Here is a 22,814-nt window from a genome sequence, read left to right on the forward strand (position 1 = left end):
GTCATGGGGTCCATTGTGGTGGGGGCGTGTCGCGGTCCCGTCGCTACTAGGGCCTGTCGTTTGGATCAGGACGCAGGACATCGGCGGGACTTGTCCATGCCGGTGAGCGGGGTCTGGTGCGTGCAGCTGCAAGGCGGAGGAGGGAGTCGACGCGGAGCGTCGGCGAGTGACGACAACGCCGCAGATGCGCGTGCCAGACCCCGCGTCTGCGGCGTGATCCAAACGACAGGCCCTAGTGGCGGGCGGCGCCGACCGTGGCCATCTCCTCGTTCAGGGCGGCGAGGAAGCGCGCCACCACCGACAGTTCGGCCTCGGTGAACCGGTCGCGGGCGGCGTCGGTCGCCTGGGCGAGCGGCCGGAACCAGGAGCGGGCCGCCGCCATCGCGTCGGCGGCGTAGTGGAGGTGGACGACCCTGCGGTCGGCGCTCTCCCGGACCCGGCGGATGTGGCCCGCGCGTTCCAGCCGGTCGACGCAGGCGGTCACGGCGCCGGAGGTCAGGCCGAGGTGCTCGCGCAGCCGCCCGGGGGTCATCGGCTCCTCGGCGTCGAGGATCGCCGCGAGCGCCTGGACGTCCGTCGGGTGCAGCCCCTGGTCGGCGGCGAACCCGTGTACCAGGCGGTTGATCTCGCCGTTCATCCGGCGCAGCCGGACGGCGAAGGTCCGCAGGTCGGTCCCGCCGGGCGCCTCTCCCGGCGAGCCGTCCGTCCCCCGCTGTCGTCCCCGGCTGTCCCGGTCCTGCGTACTGGCCACGCGGTCAGCCTATAGAAGGCCCTCGCGGTCGGAGTCCGGCCAGACGTACGGCAGGTCGTCCGGCACGTCCGGGAACAGGGCGCCGTAGGTCTCCGGGTCCTTGCGCACCAGCGCCGAGCGGTGGCTGCGGTGGAACGGCTCGTCGCCGAGCCAGGGCGGCAGTTCACCGGCGTCCGCCAGTTCCGCCTGGTCGCGCACCGGGGCGCCGGGGCGCACTCCGGCCAGTCCGGCGACGAGGGAGGCGGCGCAGCTGTCCTGGTGTCCCCGCTCGCGCCAGACGCGGCAGATCTCCAGGCCGTAGCGGACCAGGGCCTCCTCGTACCCCGTCCACATCTTCACCGCGGGGTGATGGCGCCAGCCGTAACCGGGCACGGTCAGACCGCGCAGCACCTGGAGCGCCTCGACCCGCTGCTTGCCTAGCCGGCGGCGGTCCAGGGCGAGGGCGGACGCGCAGAAGTCGGGGTGCGGAAGGAAGGTCTGCATGGCCTCGTCCTCGTGGGTCATCCGCGGGCCGGACATCGGTCAGCCGCCGGTCAGCCGCCAGTCAGCGTCAGTCATCCGTCGGTCAGCCGGGGAAGCGTCCGCGGTCGCGGAGGTGCCGGCGCCGTTCGGCGTAGGCGAGGTCGTCGCGCCACAGCCGGCCGGCGGCGGCCCTCATCGCGGGGCGCAGCAGGGGCGACAGCCGCCGGGCGAGCGTGAATCCGGGCCGGTCGGAGGTGGCCAGCGCGGCCTCCACGACGGCGGTACGGGGTCTGCCGAGGCCGTCCGGGCCCAGGGGTGTGGCGTGGGTCTCGACGACAGAGCCCGTCCCCTCCCCCTCGGTGATGCGCATGACCACGGTACGGGGTCCGGGCGCGGTGAACTCCGCGCGCACGGGGACGACGAGCCGCCCGCCGAGCCGGAAGGAGACGTCGACGACGAAGCGGTCGCCGCCGTCGGTCCCGTCGGGTTCCCGGACCACGGTGAGGTCGGTGAAGGAGTAGGGGTGGAACCAGGCGCCGTGCCAGGGGTCGAGACGGTTGGCCACCACGTCCTGAGGGTCGCAGCGGCCCGCTCCGCGCCACACCGACCGGACGGCCGTCGGAAGCGCGGGCCGTGCGGGCACCACGGGTGCCTCGGTGGGCTGTTCGCCGCCGGCCGCGTCGAGCCGTACCCACACCAGGACGCCGTCGTCGTGGACCGGCAGCGGCTCCCAGCCGGCCCGCGCCGTGCCGTCCAGGGCGAGTCCGTGCCAGTGGCAGACGAGTGTGCCGCACCGCACCGGGCTGTCGGCCAGCGGGGCGCCGAGGTGCGGGCAGACGCCGGGTCCGCCCACCAGGCGTCCGCGCGCGTCCCGCCAGACGACGACCTCCTCGCCGGCGACCGTGGCCGCCAGCGGACGGCCGGGGCGTACGTCCGTCCGGGCGCCGATGACGTACCAGTTGCCGGAGGGGCGGGCCCGGGCTCGCTTGAGCGCCCCGGCGATGACGGCGGGCCGGGCCGCGCGCCAGGTCGGCGGCTGGCGTTCCCAGGGGACGGGGCGGCGCCTGAGCCGCAGGGGGTGACGGCCCGGGTCGGGACTCATTCGGCCTCCTCACACTCCGGTCTCGGACGGCAGAGACACCGGACCGCGGGCCCGCAGCCGGGCCGCGGCCACCCGGGCCAGCCCGTCGGCCGCGACGAGCGCGCGGCGGCGGCGCGGCACCACGGCCCGCCGGTGCAGCACGGCGTGCCCGCCGGCCGCGATGGCGTCGAGGATGCCCCGGTAGAGCACGCAGGCGGTGCGGATGCACGGCCTGGCCACCGGGTCCAGCATCGCCAGGCCGGGCACGGCCTCGCGGTACACGGACCGGGTGAGGTCCTCGGCGGCGCGCAGGGCGGCGGTGATCCGGCGGTCGTGGCGGCCGGTGCGTCTGCTCCACTCCAGCAGCGCCCGGTCGACGCCGTGCGCGGCCAGCAGGTCCGCCGGGAGGTAGATCCGGCCGCGGTCCAGGTCCTCGCCGACGTCCCGCAGGAAGTTGGTCAGCTGGAAGGCGACGCCGAGCGCGGCGGCGTGCGGGGCTGCGGTGGCCCGGGAGGTCACGGTGCCCAGCACGGGGAGCATCTGCAGGCCGATGACGGCGGCCGAGCCGTGCATGTAGGCGCGCAGGTCCTGGTAGGTGGCGTAGTCGGTGACGGTCAGGTCGCTGCGCATGGACGCCATGAAGTCGGTGAAGTGCGCCGGGTCGATGGCGTGGCGGGCGGCGGTGTGGGCCACGGCGCGTACCACCGGGTCTCCGTCGGCCGGGCCTCCCGCCAGGGCGGTGCGCAGCCGGGCGTCGAGCCGGTCGAGGGCGGCGGCGCGTTCCTCGGCGGGCGCGGCGGCCAGGTCGTCGACGATGTCGTCGGCCCGGCGGGCGAAGCCGTACAGGGCGTGCACGGCCGGTCTGCGGTCGGCGGGCAGCAGGCGGGTGGCGAGGAAGTAGGTGCGTCCGTGGCGGGCGTTGAGGCGGCGGCACCTGGTGTAGGCGGCGCGCAGGGTCGGGTCGGTGATGCCGGCGGCGTCCAGTTCGCGCGCGGTCATCGCCGGCCCCCGGTGATGCGGGCGGCGGCCAGTTTCCCGGAGAGCAGGACGGTCGGCACCCCGACGCCGGGGGTCGTGCCGCAGCCGGCAAGGACCGCGTTGGCGGTGCCCCGCACCAGGTTGCGGGGCCGGAACGGGCCGGTCTGGGCGAAGGTGTGGGCCACCGAGAACGGGGTTCCGGCGGCGTGGCCGAGGGCGGTCCAGTCGGCGGGGGTCACCAGGCACTCCTCCTCGATGGCGGCGGCGAGGCCGGTCAGTCCGCGGCGTTCCAGGGTGGCGAGGAGCCGCGCGCGGTAGCCGGGGGCGAGGTCGGCCCAGTGCGCGGCCGACGGTCCGATGTCGGTGTTGGGGCACGGCGCGAGGACGTAGTGCGTGTGCCTGCCCTCGGGGGCGAGTGAGGGGTCGCCGGCGGTGGGCCGGGTGATGAGCAGGGACGGGTCGGTCATCAGGGTGCCGGTCCGGGTGAGTTCGTCGAACGTGCGGCGCCAGGCGGCGCCGAAGGAGAGTGTGTGGTGGGCCAGTTCGGGCCAGGTGCGGGTGGTGCCGGCGTGCAGCACCACGGCGGAGGGCGCGTGCCGCAGCCGCAGCGGGCGGCGCGGGCGGCGGCCCAGCAGCCGGTGGGCGACGGGCAGGTCGGGGGTGAGGACGACGGCGTCGCAGGGGACGCGCCCCTGGTCGGTGACGACGGCGGTGACCCGGTCGCCGGACCGTTCCAGGCGGGTGACGGCGTGTCCGAGGCGCAGCTCGGCCCCGGCGGCGACGGCCGCGTCGGCCATCGCGCGGGGCAGTGCGTGCATGCCGCCGCGCGGGAACCAGACCCCGGCCACGGTGTCCATGTAGGCGATGACGGCGTACGCGGCCAGCGCCCGGGCCGGGGCGACCCCGGCGTACAGGGACTGGAAGGAGAAGACCCGCCGCAGCCGCTCGTCGTCGAGGAACTGTCCGATACGGGTGTCCAGGCGGCCGAAGCCGCCGAGTGCGGCCAGCCGGGCGAGGTCGGGGGTGAGCAGGCCGAGCGGCGAGTCGAAGTTGGCGTCGATGAACCGGCGCATCTGTACGGCGTACAGCCGGGTCAGCCAGGTCCGCAGCCGCCGGTAGCCGGCCGCCTCCCGGGCGCCGGCGAACCGCTCGACCTCGGCCTCCATCGCGCCCGGGTCGGTGTGCACGTCGAGGGTGCTGCCGTCGGCGAACCGGGCCCGGTAGGCGGGGTGCAGGGGCAGCAGGTCGACGCGGTCGCGCAGCCGCTCGCCGACCGCCGCGAAGGCCTCGTCGGCGAGGTCGGGCATGGTCAGGACGGTGGGCCCGGTGTCGAAGCGGTAGCCGCCGCGCTCCAGCCGCCCGGCCCGGCCGCCGGGCACCGCCTCGCGCTCGACGACGGTCACCCGCCGCTCGGCGCCCAGCAGATGCAGCGCGGCCGACAGCCCGGCCAGCCCGGCACCGACGACCACGACGTGGTCGGTACGGCCGGGGACCGTGCGGGTCATCGGGTGCCCTGCCCGACGCCCGGCGGCGGCTCGGCGGGGGGCGGCCGGTCCGGGGAGGCGGGCGTGGCGGGGGCGGGAGCAGCCGCTGCGGTGCGCGGCGTGTCGCGGGGTGGTGCGGGTGGTGCGGGTGGTGCCGGTGGTGCGGGTGGTGCGGGTGGTGCTGCCTGCGCGGCGTGTCGCGGGGCGTGGCCGGGGCCGGCCGGCGCCCGCGTGGGGTGCCGCGGCCGGTGTGCTCCCGGCCGGTGTGCTCCCGGTCGGCGGCGAACGGGACCCGGACGGCAGCGGCGGCGGCGCGCGGCCCGGGTGAACCGGCACCCGGCGACCCGGCCGGGCGGGCGAGCGGCGCCGCGGCGTGCCGGGCGCGCGGGCGGGTGTCGTGCGGGGTGTGGCCGGCCCGGCTGGAGCGCATCACGTGTCCTTCCGTCAGCTCGTCGTCTCGTCGTCTCGTCGTCTCGTCGTCTCGTCGTCTCGTCGTCTCGTTGCCTTGTCGTGTTGTCGTTCCGTCGTTCCGTCGTTCCGTTGTCTTGTCGTCGGTGGCGGTCCAGGCTCTCCCCGTGAGGTCGTTCGGTGCCGTGGGGCGTTCCGGACACGGTCCCCGGCCGTCGGCCGCCCGTTCCGGTGGCGCCCCCGCGGGTGGGCTCATGTGTTCCCCCGGCGGGGGCCGCGCCACGCCGCCTTCGCCCGATCACGTACGCCGCTCACCCGCTCGGCGGCGCCGGGCGCCGTACCTGCGGCGCGGCTGTGTCCGGGACGGGCGGCGGGACGCGATACTCCCGCCGAAGCCGCCACGGACCGACGCGGGACCGACACCGGGTCGGTCCCGGGGCGGTCCCGGGGCGGGGCGGGACGGAGAGAGGCGGTCGTGCTGGACACGGACATCGTCATCGTCGGGGCCGGCGCGGCGGGCCTGTCGCTGGCGCACCGGCTGCCGGCGGCGGGCGCACGCCGTACCGCTCCCTCCGTCGCCCTGGTCGGCGCTCCGCCCGGCCCGCTGCGGGCGCCCGCACGCACCTGGTGTTTCTGGGAGGCGGGACCGGGCCGCTTCGACCCCGCGGTGACGGCGTCCTGGGAGTGGCTGCGGGTGCGCGGCCCGCGGGGCGCGGTGGTCCGGCGGCACATCGCGCCGCTGCGCTACAAGATGATCCGCTCCGACGACTTCGAGTCCCTGGTCGACCGTGATCTGGCGGGGCGTCCGCTGACGCGGCGCGTCGAGGCGACCGTCACCGCGGTGGCCGCCCAGCCCGACGGGACCGTCCGGGTGCGGGGCACGGACGCCGCGGGCGGCCCCGTGGAGCTGCGCGCCCGCTGGGTGTTCGACTCCCGTCCGACACCCCGCCCGCCGGCTGCCCGGACCCGTCTGCTCCAGCACTTCCGCGGCTGGTTCGTCCGTACCGAACGGCCGGTCTTCGACCCGGCGGTGGTCGACCTGATGGACTTCCGCACCCCACAGCCCGCGCGCGGCCTGTCCTTCGGCTACGTCCTGCCCACCGGCCGGCGCACCGCCCTGGTCGAGTACACGGAGTTCGGTCCGGCCCCGCTCACCCGGGCCGCGTACGACCGCGCCCTGGACGACTACACGCGCCGCGTCCTGGGCACCGGCGCCACCCGGATCCTGTCGACGGAGCAGGGTGTGATCCCGATGACCGACGCGCTCTTCCCCCGGCGGCCCGCCGGGCCGGTCTTCCCGATCGGCGTGGCGGGCGGCGCGACCCGGCCCTCCACGGGGTACACGTTCGCCGCCGTGCAACGGCAGTCGGACGCCGTCGCCGGGGCGGTCCGGGCAGGCCGCCGCCCGGTGCCGCCGCCCCCGTACCCAGCCCGGGCCCGGCTGATGGACGCGGTGCTGCTGCGTGCCCTGGACACCGGCCGGGTGGACGGCCCCGACCTGTTCTTCCGGCTGTTCGACCGGGTACCGGCGGGGCGGCTGCTGCGCTTCCTGGACGGCCGGACCCTGCTGTACGAGGACCTCGTGGTCGGCGCGCGCACACCGGTCCTGCCGATGCTGCGGACCGCGGCGGAACTGCCGTGGCTGCGCCGCCGCCCCGCCGCCCCCTGACCGTCTCCGCCCCGGAGCCCTGGAGTCCTGGAGTTCACCATGCCGCTCTTGCGCGACACCGCGCTGGCCGCCGCCTTCGACCACGGCGCCGACACCTACGACCGGCTGGTCGCGCTCAACCCCGGCTACCACGCCCACCTGCGCCGCTCCGCCCGCCGCCTCGCGCTGGGCGCCGGCCACGCGCCGGTACGGCGGGTGCTGGACCTGGGCTGCGGCACCGGTGCCTCGACGGCGGCGCTGGCCGTCGCCCTGCCCGCCGCGCGGATCACCGGCGTCGACGCGTCGGCGGGGATGCTGCGCCGGGCGCGGGCCAAGACCTGGCCGGCGCGGGTGCGGTTCGTGCGCGCGCCGGCCGAGGGGCTGGAGCGCGCCGGGGTGCGGGGCCCGTTCGACGCGGTGTTCGCCGCGTACCTGTTCCGCAACCTGTCCGACCCGGACACCGTGCTGCGCGCGGTGCGCGGACTGCTGGCGCCGGGCGGTGTGCTGGCGGTGCACGACTACGCGCTCGGCGGGCGGCGCGCCGACCGTCTGGTGTGGTCGGCGGTGTGCCGGGGGGTGGTGCTGCCGCTCGGCACGGCCACCGGGAACCGGGGCCTGTACCGCCATCTGTGGCGCAGCGTCCTGTACTTCGACACCGCGCCGGCCTTCGGTGCGCGGCTGGGCCGGGCGGGCTTCGACCGGGTCCGGGTGCTGCCGCTGCCGGGCTGGCAGACCGGCGTCACGCACACCTTCCTCGCCCGGCGTCCGGCGCCCGGGGGCCGGGAGGACGTCCGATGAGCCGGCGTGTGCGGCAGGCACCAGGACCGGAGCGGCGGGCGCGGGTGTCCGGGCCGGTCCGGAAGCGGGTCGCCGGCGGTCCGCCGTCCGGGCCGGCGGACCGGGAAGGCGTCCGATGAACCGGCGTGGCCGCGAGGTACCGGGCCGGGACCGGCGGGCCCGGGCACTGCCCGCGCGGCCGGGGCGGGAACGGGTGACCGGCGATCCGCCGTCGGTTGCGGTGGTCGGCGGCGGCATCGCGGGGCTGGCCGCGGCGACCCTCCTCGCCGAGCGGGGCGTACGCGTGGTCCTGTACGAACGCGAGCCGGTGCTCGGCGGCCGGGTCGCCGGATGGCCGGTCACCCTGCCCGACGGCACGCCGGCCACGATGAGCCGGGGCTTCCACGCCTTCTTCCGCCAGTACTACAACCTGCGGAGCCTGCTGCGTCGTGCCGACCCGGCACTGGGGATGCTGACCGGGCTGCCCGACTACCCGCTGGTGCACGCCGACGGCCTGCGGGACGGCTTCCGCCGGGTGCCGCGCACGCCCCCGTTCAGCGCCCTCGGCTTCGTCGCCCTCAGCCCCAGCTTCGGTCTGCGGGACCTGCTGGCGCTGCGCCCCGCCGCCGCCCTGCCGCTGCTCGACATCCGCGCCGGCCGCGTCCACCGGCAACTGGACCGGGTCAGCGCCCACGACTTCCTGGACGCCCTGCGCTTCCCCGCGGCCGCGCGGCACCTGGCCTTCGAGGTGTTCTCCCGGAGCTTCTTCGCCGACCCCCGGGAGCTGTCGGCCGCCGAGATGGCGCTGATGTTCCACATCTACTTCCTCGGCTCCAGCGAGGGACTGCTGTTCGACGTACCGCGCGAACCGTTCCCGCAGGTCCTGTGGGATCCGCTGGCCCGTCACCTCGTCGCGCGCGGCGCGCGGGTGCGCACCGGCACGCCGGTGGAGGCGGTACGTCCGCACCCGGGCGGCGGCCACGAGGTGAGCGCCGCCGGCGGCACCCGGCGGTACGACGCCGTCGTGCTCGCCCTCGACACCGGCGGTCTGCGGACGGTGGTGGGCCGCTCGCCGGAACTCGGTGACCCGGCCTGGCGGGACCGGGTGGCGCGGCTGCGGACCGCGCCGCCGTTCCTGGTGAGCCGTCTGTGGCTGGACCGGCCGGTGGCGCCCGGCCGCCCCGGCTTCCTCGGCACCAGCGGCTACGGGACGCTGGACAACGTCAGCGTGCTCTCCCACTGGGAGGGCGAGGCGGCGCGCTGGGCGGCCCGCGCGGGGGGCTCGGTCGTCGAACTCCACGCCTACGCGCTGCCGGGGACCGCCGTCCGGGACGTCGAGGAGAAGCGGCTGGCGGGGCAGTTGCACCGGGTCTGGCCGGAGACCCGGGCGGCGCGGGTCGTCGCCGAGCGGCACGAGTGGCGGGCGGACTGCCCGCTGTTCCCCGTCGGGGGGTATGCCGACCGGCTCACCGTCCGCACCCCGGACCCGGCGCTCGTCGTCGCCGGGGACCTGGTGCGCACGGGGCTGCCCGTGGCCCTCATGGAACGCGCGGCCACCTCCGGTTTCCTCGCGGCGGCCGCGCTGCTGGAGCGGTGGGGGGTGCGGGGGGCGACACTGTGGACGGTGCCGGACGGAGGGCGGAACGCGGTGCTGCGGGCGCTGGCCCGGCGCGGGAGCACTGGTGTGTAGGGGTTCGGGTGCGGGTCGTCTGCGGTTGCTCGCGCAGTTCCCCCCCCCCGCCCCTTCAGGGACGTGCACTGCACGCGGCTGAAGGGTGCGGGGAACTGCGCGACCGGCCACGACGCGCCCGCAGCCGAACGCGTACCGGCGTCCCCTACCGGGCAGGGCGCCGGTCGCCGATCCGGTCGCGCCGAGTCAACGTACGTTGCAGACGCTCCAGCCCCACGCCCCGGTGCCGGCGCAGGGCCGCGCGGGCCGCGTTGGCGCCGGGCGCCCCGTGGACGCCGCCGCCCGGGTGGGCGCCGGCGGAGGCCAGGTAGAGGCCGGCCACCGGTGTCTCCGGGCGTCCGGTGCCGGGCAGGGGGCGGAAGAACAGCTGCTGGTGGAGGGCGGTGGTGCCGCCGTTGATGGCGCCGCCGTACAGGTTGCGGTCCAGCGCCTGGAGGGTGGGCGGGGCCAGGACGCGCCGGGCGCGGATCAGGGCACGGAAGCCGGGGGCGAACCGCTCCACCTGGCGTTCCACCCGGTCGGCCATGACCTCCTGCTCCTTGGCGTCCCAGCGGCCGGTGAGCCCCTCGTCGCCGGCGTCGCCCTGGATGTCGTGCGGGACGTGCGTGTAGCCCCAGGCCGACTCGGTACCGCGCGGTGAGCGGGACGGGTCGGACGTCGTCATCTGCCCGAACAGGCAGAAGGGCCGGTCGGGTACCTGCCGCTGGGAGATCTGGGCCATGAACCGGGTCAGTTCGTCGAGGCCGTCGGCCAGGTGCACGGTCCCGGCCCGCGCCGCCGCCTCGGACCGCCACGGCACGGGGCCGTCCAGCGCCCAGTCGACCTTGAAGGTGGCGAAGTCCCACTGGAAGCGCCGCAGGTCGTCCAGGACCTGGGCGGGCAGGTCGGCCGGGTCGACGAGGGTGCCGTACAGGTCGGGCACGGACACGTCCGCGAGCACGGCACGCCGCGCGGCGACCGTCTCGCCGTCGGCGGTCACCACCCCGACGGCACGGCGGTCGCGGACGAGCACCCGGTCGACGCGCCGCCCGCAGCGCAGGGTGCCGCCCCGGGCGTGCAGCCGGCGGACGAGCGCCTCGGTCAGGGCGCCGGAGCCGCCGACCGGGACGGGGAAGCCGTACGTCTGTCCGAGCATGGACATCAGCCAGCCGAAGCCCCCGCTGCCGGCGGCCTCCGGGGCCAGATCGGCGTGCAGGGCGTTGCCGGCCAGGAGCAGCTTGCCGCCCTCGCCCCGGAACTCCTCCTCCCCCAGGCGGCGCACCGGCAGCACCAGGGTGCGCGCCAGCCGCAGGGCGCCCCCGGCGCGCAGCCGCAGGGCGAGCCGGGCGGTGGCCCGTACCGGCGGGAAGGGGGTGAACAGGGCGTCCAGGATGTCCGGCCGGTACCGTTCCCAGACCTCGTGCAGCCGGTGCCAGGCCGCTCCGTCGCCGGGCGCGAAGGCGTCGACGGAGGCCGCGGTGGTGCCGGGGTCGCGGTCGAGGACCGCGCAGGTGCCGTCGCCCAGCGGGTGGGCCAGGACGTGGGGCGCGTGGCTCCAGCGCAGCCCGTGGTCCTCCAGACGCAGTCCGGCGAGCAAGGGCGACGCGGCGGCCAGCGGGTAGAAGGAGCTGCACAGGTCGCTGACGAAGCCGGGGGCGACCCCGCTGTCGTGGCGTACCGCGCCGCCCGGTTCCGGCTGCTCCTCCAGGACCTCCACGCTCCAGCCGGCGTCGGCCAGCAGGTTCGCCGCGACCAGTCCGTTGGGGCCGGCGCCGATCACCACGGCGTCAGGCACGGCCCGCTCCGGGCTCGGTCCGGGCGGCCCCGTGCCGGGCCGGGGTGCCCCGGCGGCGCCCGCCGTCCGTTCCGTCCCTCGCCTCGCACAGCTCCGCCAGTCTGGCCAGCATGGCGCGGTGGCGCAGCTGGATGATCAGTTCCACTCCGGCGTTGTGGAGCATCCCGCCCGGTCCGCGCAGCGGGTGCTCGTCGACGATGACCAGGCAGTCCTCGCCCCAGGGCCGCAGCTCCACGGCGATGCGGGCCGTGCCGAGCTGGCCCGCCTTGGCCTCCAGTTCCAGCAGGGTGCCTTCCTCGCAGCGGCGGACGACCGTCTCGTTGGTCAGCCGCACGGGCCCGAGGCACACCTCGTAGTGGATGGCGGCGCCGACCTCCGGCCAACGGCCCCGTTCGGGGGTGACCTGGGAGGGACCCACCACCCATTTCACGTAACTGTCGGGATCGGCGAGTACCGCCCACACCGACCGCGGGCTCGCCTGGACCAGTCGATGACGCACTGCCACGCGCTTCTCCCCTGTCCGATCCTGTGCACAACCGACGGCGCGTTCGCACCGCGCACTGAGTGCCCGTTCCGCGCCCCGTCAACCAGGCTCACGGCGATTGCCGGCTTCGCGGGCGGAGAACGGCTCGGGGGCGGGCCCGCCGCCCGGGGCGTCCCGCAGCCGTCGCAGCGGCGTCCGCCGGGCGGGCCGGCCGGGTCGGTCGCCCGCACTGCCGAGGGCGCGCCGACCGCCGCCACGGCGCGGGCCGCGGCACGGATCCCGGCACGGACTGCCGGGGCCGGGCGGCCGGCGCGTCGGCGGTCTCGCGGCGGACGACGCCGCGGAGCCGGTTCTGCGGCGCCGCCGGTCCGAACCGGCGCGCGCCACGGACGACTGGCGTCGTTTCCGCCTCGTATCGGCCGCCCGGTGCGGGACCGGACCGCCCACCGGGTTACACGGCGGCGCGGGCACGGGAGACATGGACCACCACCGTCACCAGGAGGTCTCCTTCGATGAACGCGATGGACGTGGCGCGGGACCCCGGCCTGCGGCGGGCGGTCGAGGCGGTCGACGGCCTGCCCTCGCGCTGGACGCCGGTCGCCGAGCACACCGCGCGCGGCCTGTGGCGGCTGCCCCGGGCGGCGGACGCCGTGGCGCACGCGCTGACCGAGGGCGGTCCGGCCGGGCGCGACCGGGGCTGGGTGATGGTGCGGACCCGGGTGGCCGAGGAGATCGCCTCGGGACGCGACTGGACGCGGGAGGCGGCGGCCTGGCTGGCGCTGGCCGGGGCGGGCTGGGAGGAGTCGGCGCGGCTGACGGGCGACCTGGCCTGGCGGGCCCGCGCCGAGGGGCGCAGCGCCCTGGTCTTCCTCGCCGGCCCGCACGTGGCGGGCACCGATCCCGGCAGGCCGTACGGCAGGGCCCTGTGGCACTGCTTCCTGACGACCCTGCGCTACGACTTCCGGTGCGGCGACATCGAGGAGTTCTTCGCCGCCGCGCCGGACGACGGAGCCGGCCTCGACCCGTACAGCGCCGCCGTGCGCGCCTTCGCCCTCCTGGGGCGGTCCCAGGTGTCGGGTCTCCCGCTGCTGGAGACCGTACTGGCCCGGGCGGCCCACGACGAGAAGGTCGTGCACGCCCTGCTGCACGGTCTCTGGCTCGGTGAGGATCTCCCCGAACAGCCGCGCAGAATGCTGGAGTTGCTGCGTGCCCCGGCGTTCGCGCACGGCCTGGGGGCCGAGGCCCTGCTCCGCAAGGCGTCGGCGCTGCGCCGGCTGCGGCGGTTCGACGAGGCGCTGGCGGCCGTGCAGTCCGCCATCGACGGCCTCGGCCCCTGCGAGGTGGTCGTGCACGGCGACTGCGTGCGCGAGCGCTCCCTGATCCTCGTGGAACGCGATCTGTACCGGGGCGGGCGCCCCTGAGAGCGCGCGGCACGGCAGCCGGGGCAGGGCGAGACAACCCCTGCGCCCACCGAGTCCCGCATTGGCATGGACCTGACGGCACCGGCCTGGCTAAGCTCTGCCCAACCCCTTGTGAGAGCGCTCTCCGACAGCGGTTGTTCCACCCCCACCTTGCTGGAACGACGAAGGGCAACTCCCGTGAGACGCAGCAGACTCAAGCACGCCGGGCTGGCCGTCCTGCTCATGCTCGGCAGCTGGACCGCGGCCGGTTCCCTGCCGGCCTCGGCGAGTGACGAGGCACCGGCCTCCGCCGGTCTCCTCCAGGCCATGCAGGAGGACTTCGGCCTCACCCGGGCGCAGGCCGAGGAACGCCTGGCGGCCGAGGAACGGGCCACCGACCTGGAGCCGGTCGCCCGCCGGGCCGCCGGCGGCGCCTTCGGCGGGTCGTGGTTCGACGCCGCCACCGGACGGCTGACCGTCGCCGTCACCACCGACGCGCCCCCCGCGACGACGGAGGCCGTCGAGGCCACCGGCGCCCGCGTACGCGCCGTCGAGCACAGCGCCCGCGCCCTCGACGCCGCCAAGACCCGGATCGACGGCTTCTCCGCGCCGTCGGGCGTCGCCGGCTGGCACGTCGATCCGGCCGCCAACTCCGTGGTCGTCGAGGTCGTCGAGGACGAGCGCGCCGACAACGATGTCCAGCGCTTCCTGGACCGGGCCCGTACGGCCGGCCCGGTCACCGTGCGGACGGTGACCGACACGCCGTCCACCTTCGCCGCCGGCACGGTCGGCGGCGACCCGTACTACACGGGCAACGTCCGCTGCTCCATCGGTTTCTCGGTGCACGGCGGGTTCGTGACGGCCGGTCACTGCGGCGGGGCGGGAGCCGGGGTGAGCGGCTGGGACGGCTCGTACATCGGTACGTTCCAGGGCTCGTCGTTCCCCGACAACGACTACGCCTGGGTCAGCGTCGGCAGCGGCTGGTGGACGGTGCCGGTCGTGCTCGGCTGGGGCACCGTCTCCGACCAGTTGGTGCGTGGTTCGGCGGAGGCCCCGATCGGCGCGTCGATCTGCCGTTCCGGGTCCACCACGCACTGGCACTGCGGCACCGTGCTGGCCAAGAACGAGACGGTCAACTACGCCCAGGGCGCCGTCCACCAGATGACGAAGACCAGCGTCTGCGCCGAGGGCGGTGACTCGGGCGGCTCCTTCATCAGCGGCGACCAGGCCCAGGGGGTCACCTCCGGCGGCTGGGGCAACTGCACCAGCGGCGGCGAGACCTGGTTCCAGCCGGTCAACGAGATCCTCAACCGCTACGGGCTGACCCTGCACACGGCCTGACCGGCCCGGCGGCGCACCGGGGTCCGCCACCGGCGGGCGGGCCCCTTCCGGGCGGGGACGGCGAGTACGGGCGCCGTCCCCTTCGGCCGGAGCCCGGAGCGCGGAGCGCCCCCGGCCCGTCGCCCGTGGGGCTCAGCCGGTCACGGTGCCGCGCCCCCTCGACCTGCTCCGTGGCCTGCATGGCCCGCGGTATGCGTCCCTGGAGATCAGCTTGGGGATCAGCCCGGAGATCAGCTCACGGCGGACCCGTTCAGTCGTCCCCCGCGCCCCAGCCGGTCCCCCGCGCCTCGTACCCGCCCGCCGTCGTCAGCCGGCGGTAGGCGGCGCGGGCGTGGCGTATGCGGGCCAGGGCCGTGCCGCCGAGGGCCGCGGCGAACAGGCAGGCCAGCCAGCCCGCGTCCCGGGCGCCGGCCCAGGTGAGGGTGCCGGCGGGCGGAATGGCGAAGCCGTTCAGGGACAGCCAGCACAGCACGGCCGTGCCGGGGGCGGCGGTGAACCGGGCGCACAGTCCCAGTACGGCGGCGAGCAGGGACAGTACCGACAGGGCGAGCCCCGGGCGGCCGGGGCCGACGACGCTGTTGAGGAGGGCCACCAGGGCCAGCGCGCCGCAGAAGGCCCCGCTCCACACCAGCGGAGCCGCCACCGGCTGGGGAACGGGCCGCGCACCGCGGCCCAACGGCACCCACTCGACCATCTGACGGCTCCTTCCGGTCCCGGGCGGCGTCGACCACGACGTCGGCTGCCCATCCTGCGGGCAGATTGTCCCACCGGCGCGGAGACGGTACGGCGGCCCGGCCGAATAACGCCCCTGTCACGACCGGACGGGTCCCCGGGGCCGTCGCCGTCGGGTCCGCCTACCGCTCGGCCTCCGCGGGCAGCGGGGCGGCGGACGTCTCCGTCGGGGCGTCGTCGTCGATGCCGGCGGCGTCCTCCCCCTTCAGGTCCCCCTCCCCGTCCCCGTCCCGCCCGGAGCGGCCGACGAGGAGCGCGCGGGCGGCCCGCAGGCCCGAGGCGAGCACATGCGCCCGCCCCGCGACGATCGGACCGAGCACGGCGAGTACCAGGACATAGCCGGCGATGAAGGGGGCGAGCCGCGCGTCCAGCCCCGCGCTCGCGGCCATCGCGGCCAGGATCAGCGCGAACTCCCCGCGGGCCACCAGGGTGGTGGCGATCTCCGCGGCGGGCTCGGCCCCGTAGCGGTAGACGCGGGCCACGCACAGCCCCGCGACGACGTTCATGACGAGGGTGAGGGCCGCCGCCACGGCGACCGGTACGGCGACGGAGGCCAGGTCGCCGGGGTCGATGGCGAGCCCGAAGGCGAAGAAGAAGATGGCGGCGAACGCGTCGCGCAGCGGATGCACCAGCTCCCGGACGCGGGGCCCGGAGGGCGTCCCGGCGAGGATCAGGCCGACCATGAACGCGCCGATCGCGTCGGCGACCCCGAGGACCTCCGAGACACCGGCGACGAGCACCGCGGCCCCGAGGAAGCTGATGACGAGCAACTCGTTGTCGGGGGTGGCGATCAGACGCCCGACCAGCCGGGTGCCGTAGCGGGCCGCGACGGCCAGCACCAGCAGGAAGCCGAACGCCTTGCCCGCCTGGAGAGCCATCTCCCCGAATCCCTCGGCCCCGCTGATGACCGGCTGGAGGGCGGCGAGGTACAGCGCGAGGAAGATGTCCTCGACGACGATGACGCCGAGGACGAGACGGGTCTCCGGACGGCCGATGCGTCCCGTGTCGATGAGGATCTTCGTGACGATCGCCGACGAGGAGATGCCCAGCACACCGGCCAGGACCAGCGCCTCCCGCAGCCCCCAGCCCAGGGCGAACCCGAAGCCCAGGCCGGCCCCGACGTTGAGCACCAGGTAGACGCCGCCCGCGGTCAGCAACCGCCTGCCGCCGCTCTTGAGGTCGTCGAGGTGGAACTCCAGGCCCAGGTAGAACAGCAGCAGCACCAGCCCGAGCGCCGAGAGCATCTCGAAGTCGTGCGCGTCCTCCACCAGGACGAAGCCCGGGGTGTGCGGGCCGAGCAGGATGCCGGCGAGCATGAACAGCGGGATCGTCGGCAGCCCGATCCGGCCGCCGAGCCGGGCCAGGAACGCGGCGGCCAGGAACGCGCCGCCCATGGCGAGCAGGGTGTCAGCGTGCCCCATGTCGCACCGCCTTCGGCCACGCGGAGAGTCGGGATCGCTTCACTTCACGGGGGTGGATGCGGGTCCTCCTTTTGGACTGTTTCGGCTGTTTCGGCTGTCTTCATCTGTGGTGACACCGTCCGGAACCGCCGGCCCACCGGGCGGCGACAGGAACGCGGGCGCGAACGGCCGTACGGGAAGGAGGCGACGACGGTGTACGGCGGTACGGCGGTCCGCCGGCCCTGCCAGGACCACGACGGCGTGCCCTGCACGGAACAGGCGGCGTGCCCGGCCGGACCACGGCACGCGGCACGCGGCACGCGGCACGCGGTCCCGGCCGCTACGGCCCGGCTGCGTCCGGGCTCGCGGCCGCCTCCCCCGCCCCGGCGGACCGGGGCGCGGCGTGCCTCCACCGTCACATGTCGCGGCGGTGGCGACCATCGGGGGTGACACCCAATTCCGCGGGAGGCCGGCACCCAGTACGCCGGAGCCGGCCCGCCGCGCGAGAGGGCCGCGGCCGACTCGGGGATGCCGGCCGCGACCCACCGCCGTACCCGGGCGCGGGAGGACATGACGCCCGGGTACGGCCTGCGGCTTCCCGGCCCGCGGGAGGGGACACTCCGCCGTCCGGGTGGTCCACCGCCGCCCCGCCGGTCGGCCGGCTGCCGCGCCCGGTGCGGGAACCCGGGTGTCCGCCCGGTGCGGGAACCCGGGTGTCCGCCCGGTGCGGGAACCCGGGTGTCCGCCCGGCCGAGCGCCGGAGGAGCACGGCCCTGTGTGCATGGTCCGGCCGGCGGCACGCGCACGTGCGCCGGCCCCGCCGCGGGATGTGCGGCGGGGCCGGCTCACGAACGGTGTGGGCACCCTGGACACGCGGGGATCACCGGGCACATGACCCCGCGGGCCGGGCGCCGTGGCCGACGGTCGGTCAGCACGGCGTGGTGGCCATGAGTTTCTCGAACGAGGACATGCAGTCCGGGCAGTGCCGTGCCCGCTCGCCGTCGGTCGCCGCGATACGTCGGCGGAGCTTCTGCCCGCACAACGTCGCCGCGGCCTGTTTGGCCATCACATGCCACACCAGGGCTCCGCCCGGCTTTTCCGGGCCTACGCACATCTCGTACATACCGGCCTCCCAGGTTGGACGCCGCTGTCACTCTCCAGGAGACACCGAGTCGGGGTGTCACCCCTACCGTGCGGGGGCCATTCGGGTGAACGGACCGGCAGGGACGGGCCCGGGGCGAGGGCCGTGACACACCCGGTGGAGAGAAAACGATCAGCCATCCGGCCCCTTGTCCGTGGACGTCTGACGTGGTGTCGGAATACCGCAGGAGTACTGATGGGTCCGACCCGAGGAAGCTGATGGCGACACAGACGGAACCGCTCGCTCCGGTGCGGGAGGCAGTCCCCCGCGGCGGCGGCCGGGTGATCATCTCCTGGCTGACCACCACCGACCACAAGCGGATCGGCCATCTCTACCTGATCACCTCGTTCTGCTTCTTCCTCATCGGCGGCGCCCTGGCGATGGTGATCCGGGCGGAGCTGGCCCGGCCGGGACTGCAGATCGTCTCCAACGAGCAGTACAACCAGGCGTTCACGATGCACGGCACGATCATGCTGCTGCTGTTCGCCACCCCGACCTTCACCGGGTTCGCCAACGCGATCATGCCGCTCCAACTGGGCTCCCCCGACGTCGCCTTCCCGCGGCTGAACATGTTCTCGTACTGGCTGTTCCTCTTCGGCGGGCTGATCGTGCTGGCGGGTTTCCTCACCCCGCAGGGCGCCGCCGACTTCGGTTGGACGGCGTACACACCGCTGAGCGGCGCCGACCACAGCGCCTATGTGGGGGGCGACCTGTGGATCATGGGGCTGGCGCTGACCGGGTTCGGGACGATCCTCGGGGCGGTCAACTTCATCACCACGATCGCCTGTATGCGGGCGCCGGGCATGACGCTGTTCCGGATGCCGATCTTCACCTGGAACGTGCTGCTCACCTCGGTACTGGTGCTGCTGGCCTTCCCCGTGCTGGCCGCGGCGCTGCTGGTGCTGGAGGCGGACCGGCGGTTCGGGGCGCAGGTGTTCAGCCCCGAGAACGGCGGGGCGATCCTGTGGCAGCACCTGTTCTGGTTCTTCGGGCACCCGGAGGTGTACATCCTGGCGTTGCCGTTCTTCGGCGTGGTCAGCGAGATCATCCCGGTCTTCTCGCGCAAGCCGATCTTCGGTTACACGGGTCTGGTCGGCGCCACCATCGCCATCACCGGTCTGTCGGCGACCGTGTGGGCGCACCACATGTTCGCCACCGGGGCCGTGCTGCTGCCCTTCTTCTCCTTCCTGAGCTTCCTCATCGCCGTGCCGACCGGGGTGAAGTTCTTCAACTGGGTCGGCACGATGTGGCGGGGCTCGCTCTCCTTCGAGCCGCCGATGCTGTGGGCGGCCGGCTTCCTCGTCACGTTCCTCTTCGGCGGTCTGACCGGCGTGCTCCTGGCATCACCGCCGATCGACTTCCACGTCACCGACAGCTACTTCGTGGTCGCCCACTTCCACTACGTGCTGTTCGGCACGATCGTCTTCGCGATGTTCGGCGGCTTCAGCTTCTGGTGGCCGAAGATGACCGGCAGGATGCTCGACACGCGCCTGGAGAAGGTCCACTTCTGGACGCTGTTCGCCGGCTTCCACACCACGTTCCTGGTGCAGCACTGGCTCGGCGCCGCCGGCATGCCCCGCCGGTACGCCGACTACCTGGCCGCCGACGGCTTCACCGCCCTGAACACCGTCTCCTCCATCGGCGCCTTCCTGCTGGGCCTGTCCACCCTGCCGTTCCTCTACAACGTGTGGAAGACCGCCCGCTACGGCGAGCCGGTCGCGGTGGACGACCCCTGGGGTTACGGGCGTTCCCTGGAGTGGGCGACCTCCTGCCCGCCGCCCCGCCACAACTTCTGCGCGCTGCCCCGGATCCGCTCCGAGTCGCCCGCCTTCGACCTGCACCACCCGGCGGTGGCGAAGCTGGACGAGAAGGAGACTGCGGGACAGCGCGACGTGCTGGACGCGCCGGGCCACGAGAGCGACCGGCCCTGACCGGCGGCGTCAGACGCCGGGCGCCCGCACACCGGTGAGGACCACCTTGTCGCGGGGCCGGGTCGGGACGCGGCGCAGGGGGATGGACAGGTCCTGCGCGGGCAGCGTGTACGTGAGGCGGGCGAGGCGGATCGCGAGGGCCTCCAGCAGGCCGACGGTGACGCGTTCGCCGGGGCAGCGGTGGCCGGTGGCCGGGTCCATGCCGCCCTGCGGGATCAGTTCGTCGGCGGCGACCGGCCGGTCCAGGAAGCGTTCCGGCCGGAAGGCGTACGGATCGCCCCACAGCTCCTCGTCGTGGTTCTGGCCGTGGACGTCGAGCAGCAGGATGCCGCCGGCGGGCAGCGTCGCGCCGTGCCAGGTCAAGTCGGTGACGGCCAGGCCGCCGAGGAAGGGGGCGAACGGGTAGAAGCGGCGCACCTCGTGCGCGAACGCGGTGACGAAGGCGGCGTCGCCGGTCCGCAGCCGGTCGCGGTGGTGCGGCCACTGGTGCAGGGCGTGGGCGCTGAAGGCCACGAACCAGCTGACGGCGACCGTGGGCCGCAGCACGTTGAGCAGTTCCACCGCCGCCGTCCGCGCGTCCGGCGGCCCGTCCGGGATGTCGCGGTGCCGGGCGGTCCGGTCGAGCACCGAGCCCGGGGCGCGGTGACCGCGCCGGACCGTACGTCCTCGATCAGCCGGGCGAACCGGGCCTCCTGGCGGGCGCGGGCGCGCCGGGCCCGCCAGTGGCGGGGGCCGAGGCCGGCGAACCCGTCGACCATCGCCGGCAGGTCCCGGGCCAGCGGCACCGCCTCGCCCTCGGCGAGCGGGACGCCGGCCCAGCGGCAGACGCCGCGGGTGAGGACCACGCCGGCCTCGTCGAACAGCGCCACGCGGGGGCGCGCGCTCCAGGCGCGGACGGCCTCGTCCCAGGCCGCGGTGACCTCTTCGGTGACGCCCGCGACCTCCTCGGGTTCGAGCAGCGGCAGGAACAGTGCCTTGCGGGTGCGGTGGGTGTCCCCGTCGAGGGTGTGCACCGCGCCCTCTCCGAAGAGGGTGTGCAGGACCGGCCCGGGCAGGGCGTCGTGGCGGCGGACGCGGCTCTCGTCGTGGAAGAGGCGCACCGCCTCCGGTCCGCGTACGGCCAGTGCCGGGCGGCCGAGGAGCCGGGTGGCGACCACGGGGCCGTCGCTCTCACGCATCCGGTCGGGCAGCCACGCGCAGCCCTCGGCCAGTGCCGGGAGGGTGCGGTCCATCAGCGGGCGGCGCAGTGCGTTCATGCGGGGTGGGTGCCCTGGCCGGCCGCCGGGACACCCGTCGGCGTCCGCCCTGACTTTTGTCAGGGACCCCTGGCGCTCCCCGCTCCCTACAGTGCCGGGTGACCGACAGGTGCCGCGTCGCGGTACGTCCGTACAGGTCACGGCAGATCAGCACAGGGAAGACAGACATGCCGAACCGTCCCTCCAGCGGGGTCGCGATGCTCGCGGCCGGGACCCTGGTCCTGCTCGCGCCGCTCGCCGTCACCGCCGCCGGCACGGCCACCGACGCCGGCCCGACCGCCGCCACGGCCCCCGCCCCGCCCGTCGGCGTCGGCCGCGACGGGGGCCCGGCGGCGCCCTACACGGTCGAGGCCCACGAGACGGCCGACGTCCGCTCGGGTCCCGCCCGGTCCTACGCGAAGGCCGGGTCCGTGGCGCCCGGCCGGCCGCGCGGCGCCTACTGCTGGACGCACGGCGGGACCGTCACCGGGAACGGCCGCAGCGACGACGTCTGGGTCCGGCTCCTGACCGGCCATGTGAGCGCCGTCCATCTCGAGGGCGGCCCGTACGGCGGCCTGCCCGCCTCGGCGACCTGCTGACGGCGGGTCTCCGGCCCGCCCCCGGATGCCGCCGTCAGGACAGCTTGCCGACGGCCGTGACGGTGGTCGCCTCGAAGGCGTCGACCGGGGCGTCGGCGAGGGCGCCCATCTGGCCCCACTGGACGACGGTCACGATCCTGCCGTCCCGGCCCACCGAGAACAGGGCGACGTCGGACGCGCCCCAGGTGGTGCCGGTGTGGACGCCGAAGACGTCGGCGCCCTCCTCGACGTCCAGACGGCCGTAGTACCGCTGGGTGGCGGTGACCTCGGGGTCCTGGTCCGCCAGGGTGCGCGCGCAGTCGGCCAGGCCGTCGCGGAGCAGGGCGGCGAACGCGGCCGCCCGGCCCTCGTCCCGCTCCACGACCGTGACCTGGAGCGCGCCGGTGTCGTACTCGGTCCAGTAGCGGCGGTGCGCGGAGGTGGAGGGCAGGGCATCGCCGACGCACATCGGCAGCGGGTCCGGCTGCCCGGCGGTGACGGGGCCGGCGGACCAGTCGGAGGAGGGGTGCGGCGGCAAGTCGGCCGGTTCCAGGAATCCGGGTGCTCCGGATCCCGACAGGCCGGGCGGGACGGCGGCGGCCGGGACGGCGGCCACGGCGAGCGCGGCCACGGCCGCCGACGCGGCGACGGCGAGGCGGGCCGCACGGGCACGGACGTACATGGTTCCCCCAGGTGGATCGGTCGGTTATGCACCGTATGACCCGGCATGCCGCTGAAAGGTTGCCCCCGCGTCCGTGCGGCGCGCGCGGCGCTCAGCCGGTGTGCCGCCGTACCTGTTCCTCCAGCCGCCGCAGGCTGGTGTCGAGGGCGTCGGCCACCGCCCGGTCCCCCGGGTCGTGGCTGTCGTCGAAGAAGGACAGGTGGACCGTCACCTCGCTGGTGCCGCCCTCCAGGCCGGCGACCTGGAGCCAGCCGGCGTAGGCACCCTCGTCGCGGGTGCCCCATTCGAGCCGCAGCTGCTCGGGACGGGCCCGCAGCAGTGCGGAGGTGTCCTGGTCGGTGCGGTCCTCGTGCACGGTGACGGCGGGCGGGTCCTCGACGCGGACGTGCAGGTCGCGGGGCATCCAGGTGTCCAGCCGCCCGGCGTCCGCGGCCTGGTCGAAGACGCGTCCGGCGTCGGCGGGCATGGTGCGGGAACGCTCGTACTCGGTCATCGCGGCACCGCTCCTCGGCTCGGGGGTGGTCCTGCCACACCCCCGCGTGCCCGGTCCGGCGCGGTCGAAGCGTCCGGCCGCGCTCGGCGGGCGGGGCACGGCGGGCGGTGCCAGACTGGCGCGCAACGCACCCGGCCGGTGCGTGACTCATCCAGGACGACGTGCCCCACCCGCACGACGAGGGAGGACGAGGTGTCGACGGCAGAGCCGGACGCCGGGCGGCTGTACGAGTTCCTCGCCGATCCGGAACACCTGACGCTGGATCTGTCCACCGCGGTGACGCGCTGCGCCAAGGCCCTGGCACTCCAGCACGCCGTGGTCTACCTCGTCGACCTCCAGCAGCG

General features: G+C 75.5%; 19 protein-coding genes and 1 pseudogene. 7 read left to right on the forward strand and 13 right to left on the reverse strand.

The window, feature by feature from the left end; genetic code table 11:
• Positions 1-232: 232 nt before the first annotated feature.
• The 5 genes from J7I94_RS37230 to crtI form a co-directional block, all read right to left on the reverse strand.
• On the reverse strand, positions 233-751 hold the full coding sequence (locus J7I94_RS37230) for a MarR family winged helix-turn-helix transcriptional regulator (RefSeq protein ID WP_308114854.1): 519 nt from the start codon (positions 749-751) through the stop codon (positions 233-235).
• A gap of 9 nt (positions 752-760) precedes the next feature.
• Complete coding sequence (locus J7I94_RS37235) at positions 761-1,234, reverse strand: MSMEG_6728 family protein (protein ID WP_215174702.1); 474 nt, start codon at positions 1,232-1,234, stop codon at positions 761-763.
• 82 nt (positions 1,235-1,316) lie between these two features.
• Positions 1,317-2,315: a DUF5914 domain-containing protein gene (locus J7I94_RS37240; RefSeq protein WP_215174704.1), complete on the reverse strand. Its 999-nt coding sequence runs from the start codon at positions 2,313-2,315 to the stop codon at positions 1,317-1,319.
• 9 nt (positions 2,316-2,324) lie between these two features.
• Entirely contained in the window at positions 2,325-3,293 is a 969-nt protein-coding gene (locus J7I94_RS37245; RefSeq protein WP_215174706.1) for a phytoene/squalene synthase family protein, read from the reverse strand.
• Positions 3,290-4,777 carry a phytoene desaturase family protein gene (gene crtI, locus J7I94_RS37250; protein WP_215174708.1) on the reverse strand — a complete coding sequence of 496 codons (1,488 nt, stop codon included), beginning with the start codon at positions 4,775-4,777 and terminating at the stop codon, positions 3,290-3,292. The genes J7I94_RS37245 and crtI overlap by 4 nt, the downstream gene beginning before the upstream one ends.
• An 862-nt stretch (positions 4,778-5,639) precedes the next feature.
• Here crtI and J7I94_RS37255 point away from each other — a divergent pair.
• The 3 genes from J7I94_RS37255 (at position 5,640) to J7I94_RS37265 (ending at position 9,279) form a co-directional block, all read left to right on the forward strand.
• A complete protein-coding gene (locus J7I94_RS37255) occupies positions 5,640-6,833 on the forward strand; it encodes a lycopene cyclase family protein (RefSeq protein WP_215174710.1) in 1,194 nt (397 codons plus the stop codon).
• A gap of 39 nt (positions 6,834-6,872) precedes the next feature.
• The gene (locus J7I94_RS37260; RefSeq protein ID WP_215174711.1) at positions 6,873-7,610 is read left to right on the forward strand and encodes a class I SAM-dependent methyltransferase; all 738 of its coding nucleotides are present in this window, start codon (positions 6,873-6,875) and stop codon (positions 7,608-7,610) included.
• 115 nt (positions 7,611-7,725) lie between these two features.
• A complete protein-coding gene (locus J7I94_RS37265; RefSeq protein ID WP_215174712.1) occupies positions 7,726-9,279 on the forward strand; it encodes an FAD-dependent oxidoreductase in 1,554 nt (517 codons plus the stop codon).
• 145 nt (positions 9,280-9,424) lie between these two features.
• Here J7I94_RS37265 and J7I94_RS37270 read toward each other — a convergent pair whose 3' ends face one another.
• Together J7I94_RS37270 and J7I94_RS37275 are read right to left on the reverse strand one after the other, a co-directional pair.
• Positions 9,425-11,053 (reverse strand): NAD(P)/FAD-dependent oxidoreductase, encoded by a 1,629-nt coding sequence (locus J7I94_RS37270; RefSeq protein WP_215174713.1) that lies wholly within the window; start codon positions 11,051-11,053, stop codon positions 9,425-9,427.
• Positions 11,046-11,558: an SRPBCC family protein gene (locus tag J7I94_RS37275; protein WP_215174714.1), complete on the reverse strand. Its 513-nt coding sequence runs from the start codon at positions 11,556-11,558 to the stop codon at positions 11,046-11,048. Before J7I94_RS37275 ends, J7I94_RS37270 begins: the two co-directional genes overlap by 8 nt.
• A 491-nt stretch (positions 11,559-12,049) precedes the next feature.
• Between J7I94_RS37275 and J7I94_RS37280 the strand changes: the two genes are divergently transcribed.
• A complete protein-coding gene (locus J7I94_RS37280) occupies positions 12,050-12,958 on the forward strand; it encodes a hypothetical protein (protein ID WP_215174715.1) in 909 nt (302 codons plus the stop codon).
• Positions 12,959-13,135: 177 nt separating this feature from the next.
• A complete protein-coding gene (locus J7I94_RS37285) occupies positions 13,136-14,278 on the forward strand; it encodes a S1 family peptidase (RefSeq protein WP_215174717.1) in 1,143 nt (380 codons plus the stop codon).
• 250 nt (positions 14,279-14,528) lie between these two features.
• Here the strand turns inward: J7I94_RS37285 and J7I94_RS37290 are convergent, their stop codons facing one another.
• From J7I94_RS37290 to J7I94_RS37300, 3 genes are all read right to left on the reverse strand, one after another.
• Positions 14,529-14,972 (reverse strand): hypothetical protein, encoded by a 444-nt coding sequence (locus J7I94_RS37290; protein ID WP_215174719.1) that lies wholly within the window; start codon positions 14,970-14,972, stop codon positions 14,529-14,531.
• Positions 14,973-15,132: 160 nt separating this feature from the next.
• Complete coding sequence (locus J7I94_RS37295; RefSeq protein ID WP_215174721.1) at positions 15,133-16,431, reverse strand: cation:proton antiporter; 1,299 nt, start codon at positions 16,429-16,431, stop codon at positions 15,133-15,135.
• Between the two features lie 907 nt (positions 16,432-17,338).
• On the reverse strand, positions 17,339-17,533 hold the full coding sequence (locus tag J7I94_RS37300) for a hypothetical protein (protein WP_215174723.1): 195 nt from the start codon (positions 17,531-17,533) through the stop codon (positions 17,339-17,341).
• Between the two features lie 236 nt (positions 17,534-17,769).
• Here J7I94_RS37300 and ctaD point away from each other — a divergent pair, with 236 nt between their 5' ends.
• The gene (gene ctaD, locus J7I94_RS37305; RefSeq protein WP_215174725.1) at positions 17,770-19,482 is read left to right on the forward strand and encodes a cytochrome c oxidase subunit I; all 1,713 of its coding nucleotides are present in this window, start codon (positions 17,770-17,772) and stop codon (positions 19,480-19,482) included.
• 9 nt (positions 19,483-19,491) lie between these two features.
• Here ctaD and J7I94_RS37310 read toward each other — a convergent pair.
• Positions 19,492-20,738 (reverse strand): annotated as a pseudogene (locus J7I94_RS37310) (cytochrome P450).
• Positions 20,739-20,905: 167 nt separating this feature from the next.
• Between J7I94_RS37310 and J7I94_RS37315 the strand changes: the two are divergent.
• Positions 20,906-21,316, forward strand: coding sequence for an SH3 domain-containing protein (locus J7I94_RS37315; RefSeq protein WP_215174727.1), 411 nt, complete (start codon positions 20,906-20,908; stop codon positions 21,314-21,316).
• Between the two features lie 34 nt (positions 21,317-21,350).
• Here J7I94_RS37315 and J7I94_RS37320 read toward each other — a convergent pair whose 3' ends face one another.
• Together J7I94_RS37320 and J7I94_RS37325 are read right to left on the reverse strand one after the other, a co-directional pair.
• The gene (locus tag J7I94_RS37320; protein ID WP_215174729.1) at positions 21,351-21,977 is read right to left on the reverse strand and encodes a hypothetical protein; all 627 of its coding nucleotides are present in this window, start codon (positions 21,975-21,977) and stop codon (positions 21,351-21,353) included.
• A 91-nt stretch (positions 21,978-22,068) separates the two neighbouring features.
• Positions 22,069-22,470 (reverse strand): SRPBCC family protein, encoded by a 402-nt coding sequence (locus tag J7I94_RS37325; RefSeq protein ID WP_215174732.1) that lies wholly within the window; start codon positions 22,468-22,470, stop codon positions 22,069-22,071.
• Positions 22,471-22,814: the final 344 nt, after the last annotated feature.

The organism is Streptomyces sp. ISL-12, from assembly GCF_018614415.1.
In the GTDB taxonomy this organism is placed as follows: domain Bacteria; phylum Actinomycetota; class Actinomycetes; order Streptomycetales; family Streptomycetaceae; genus Streptomyces.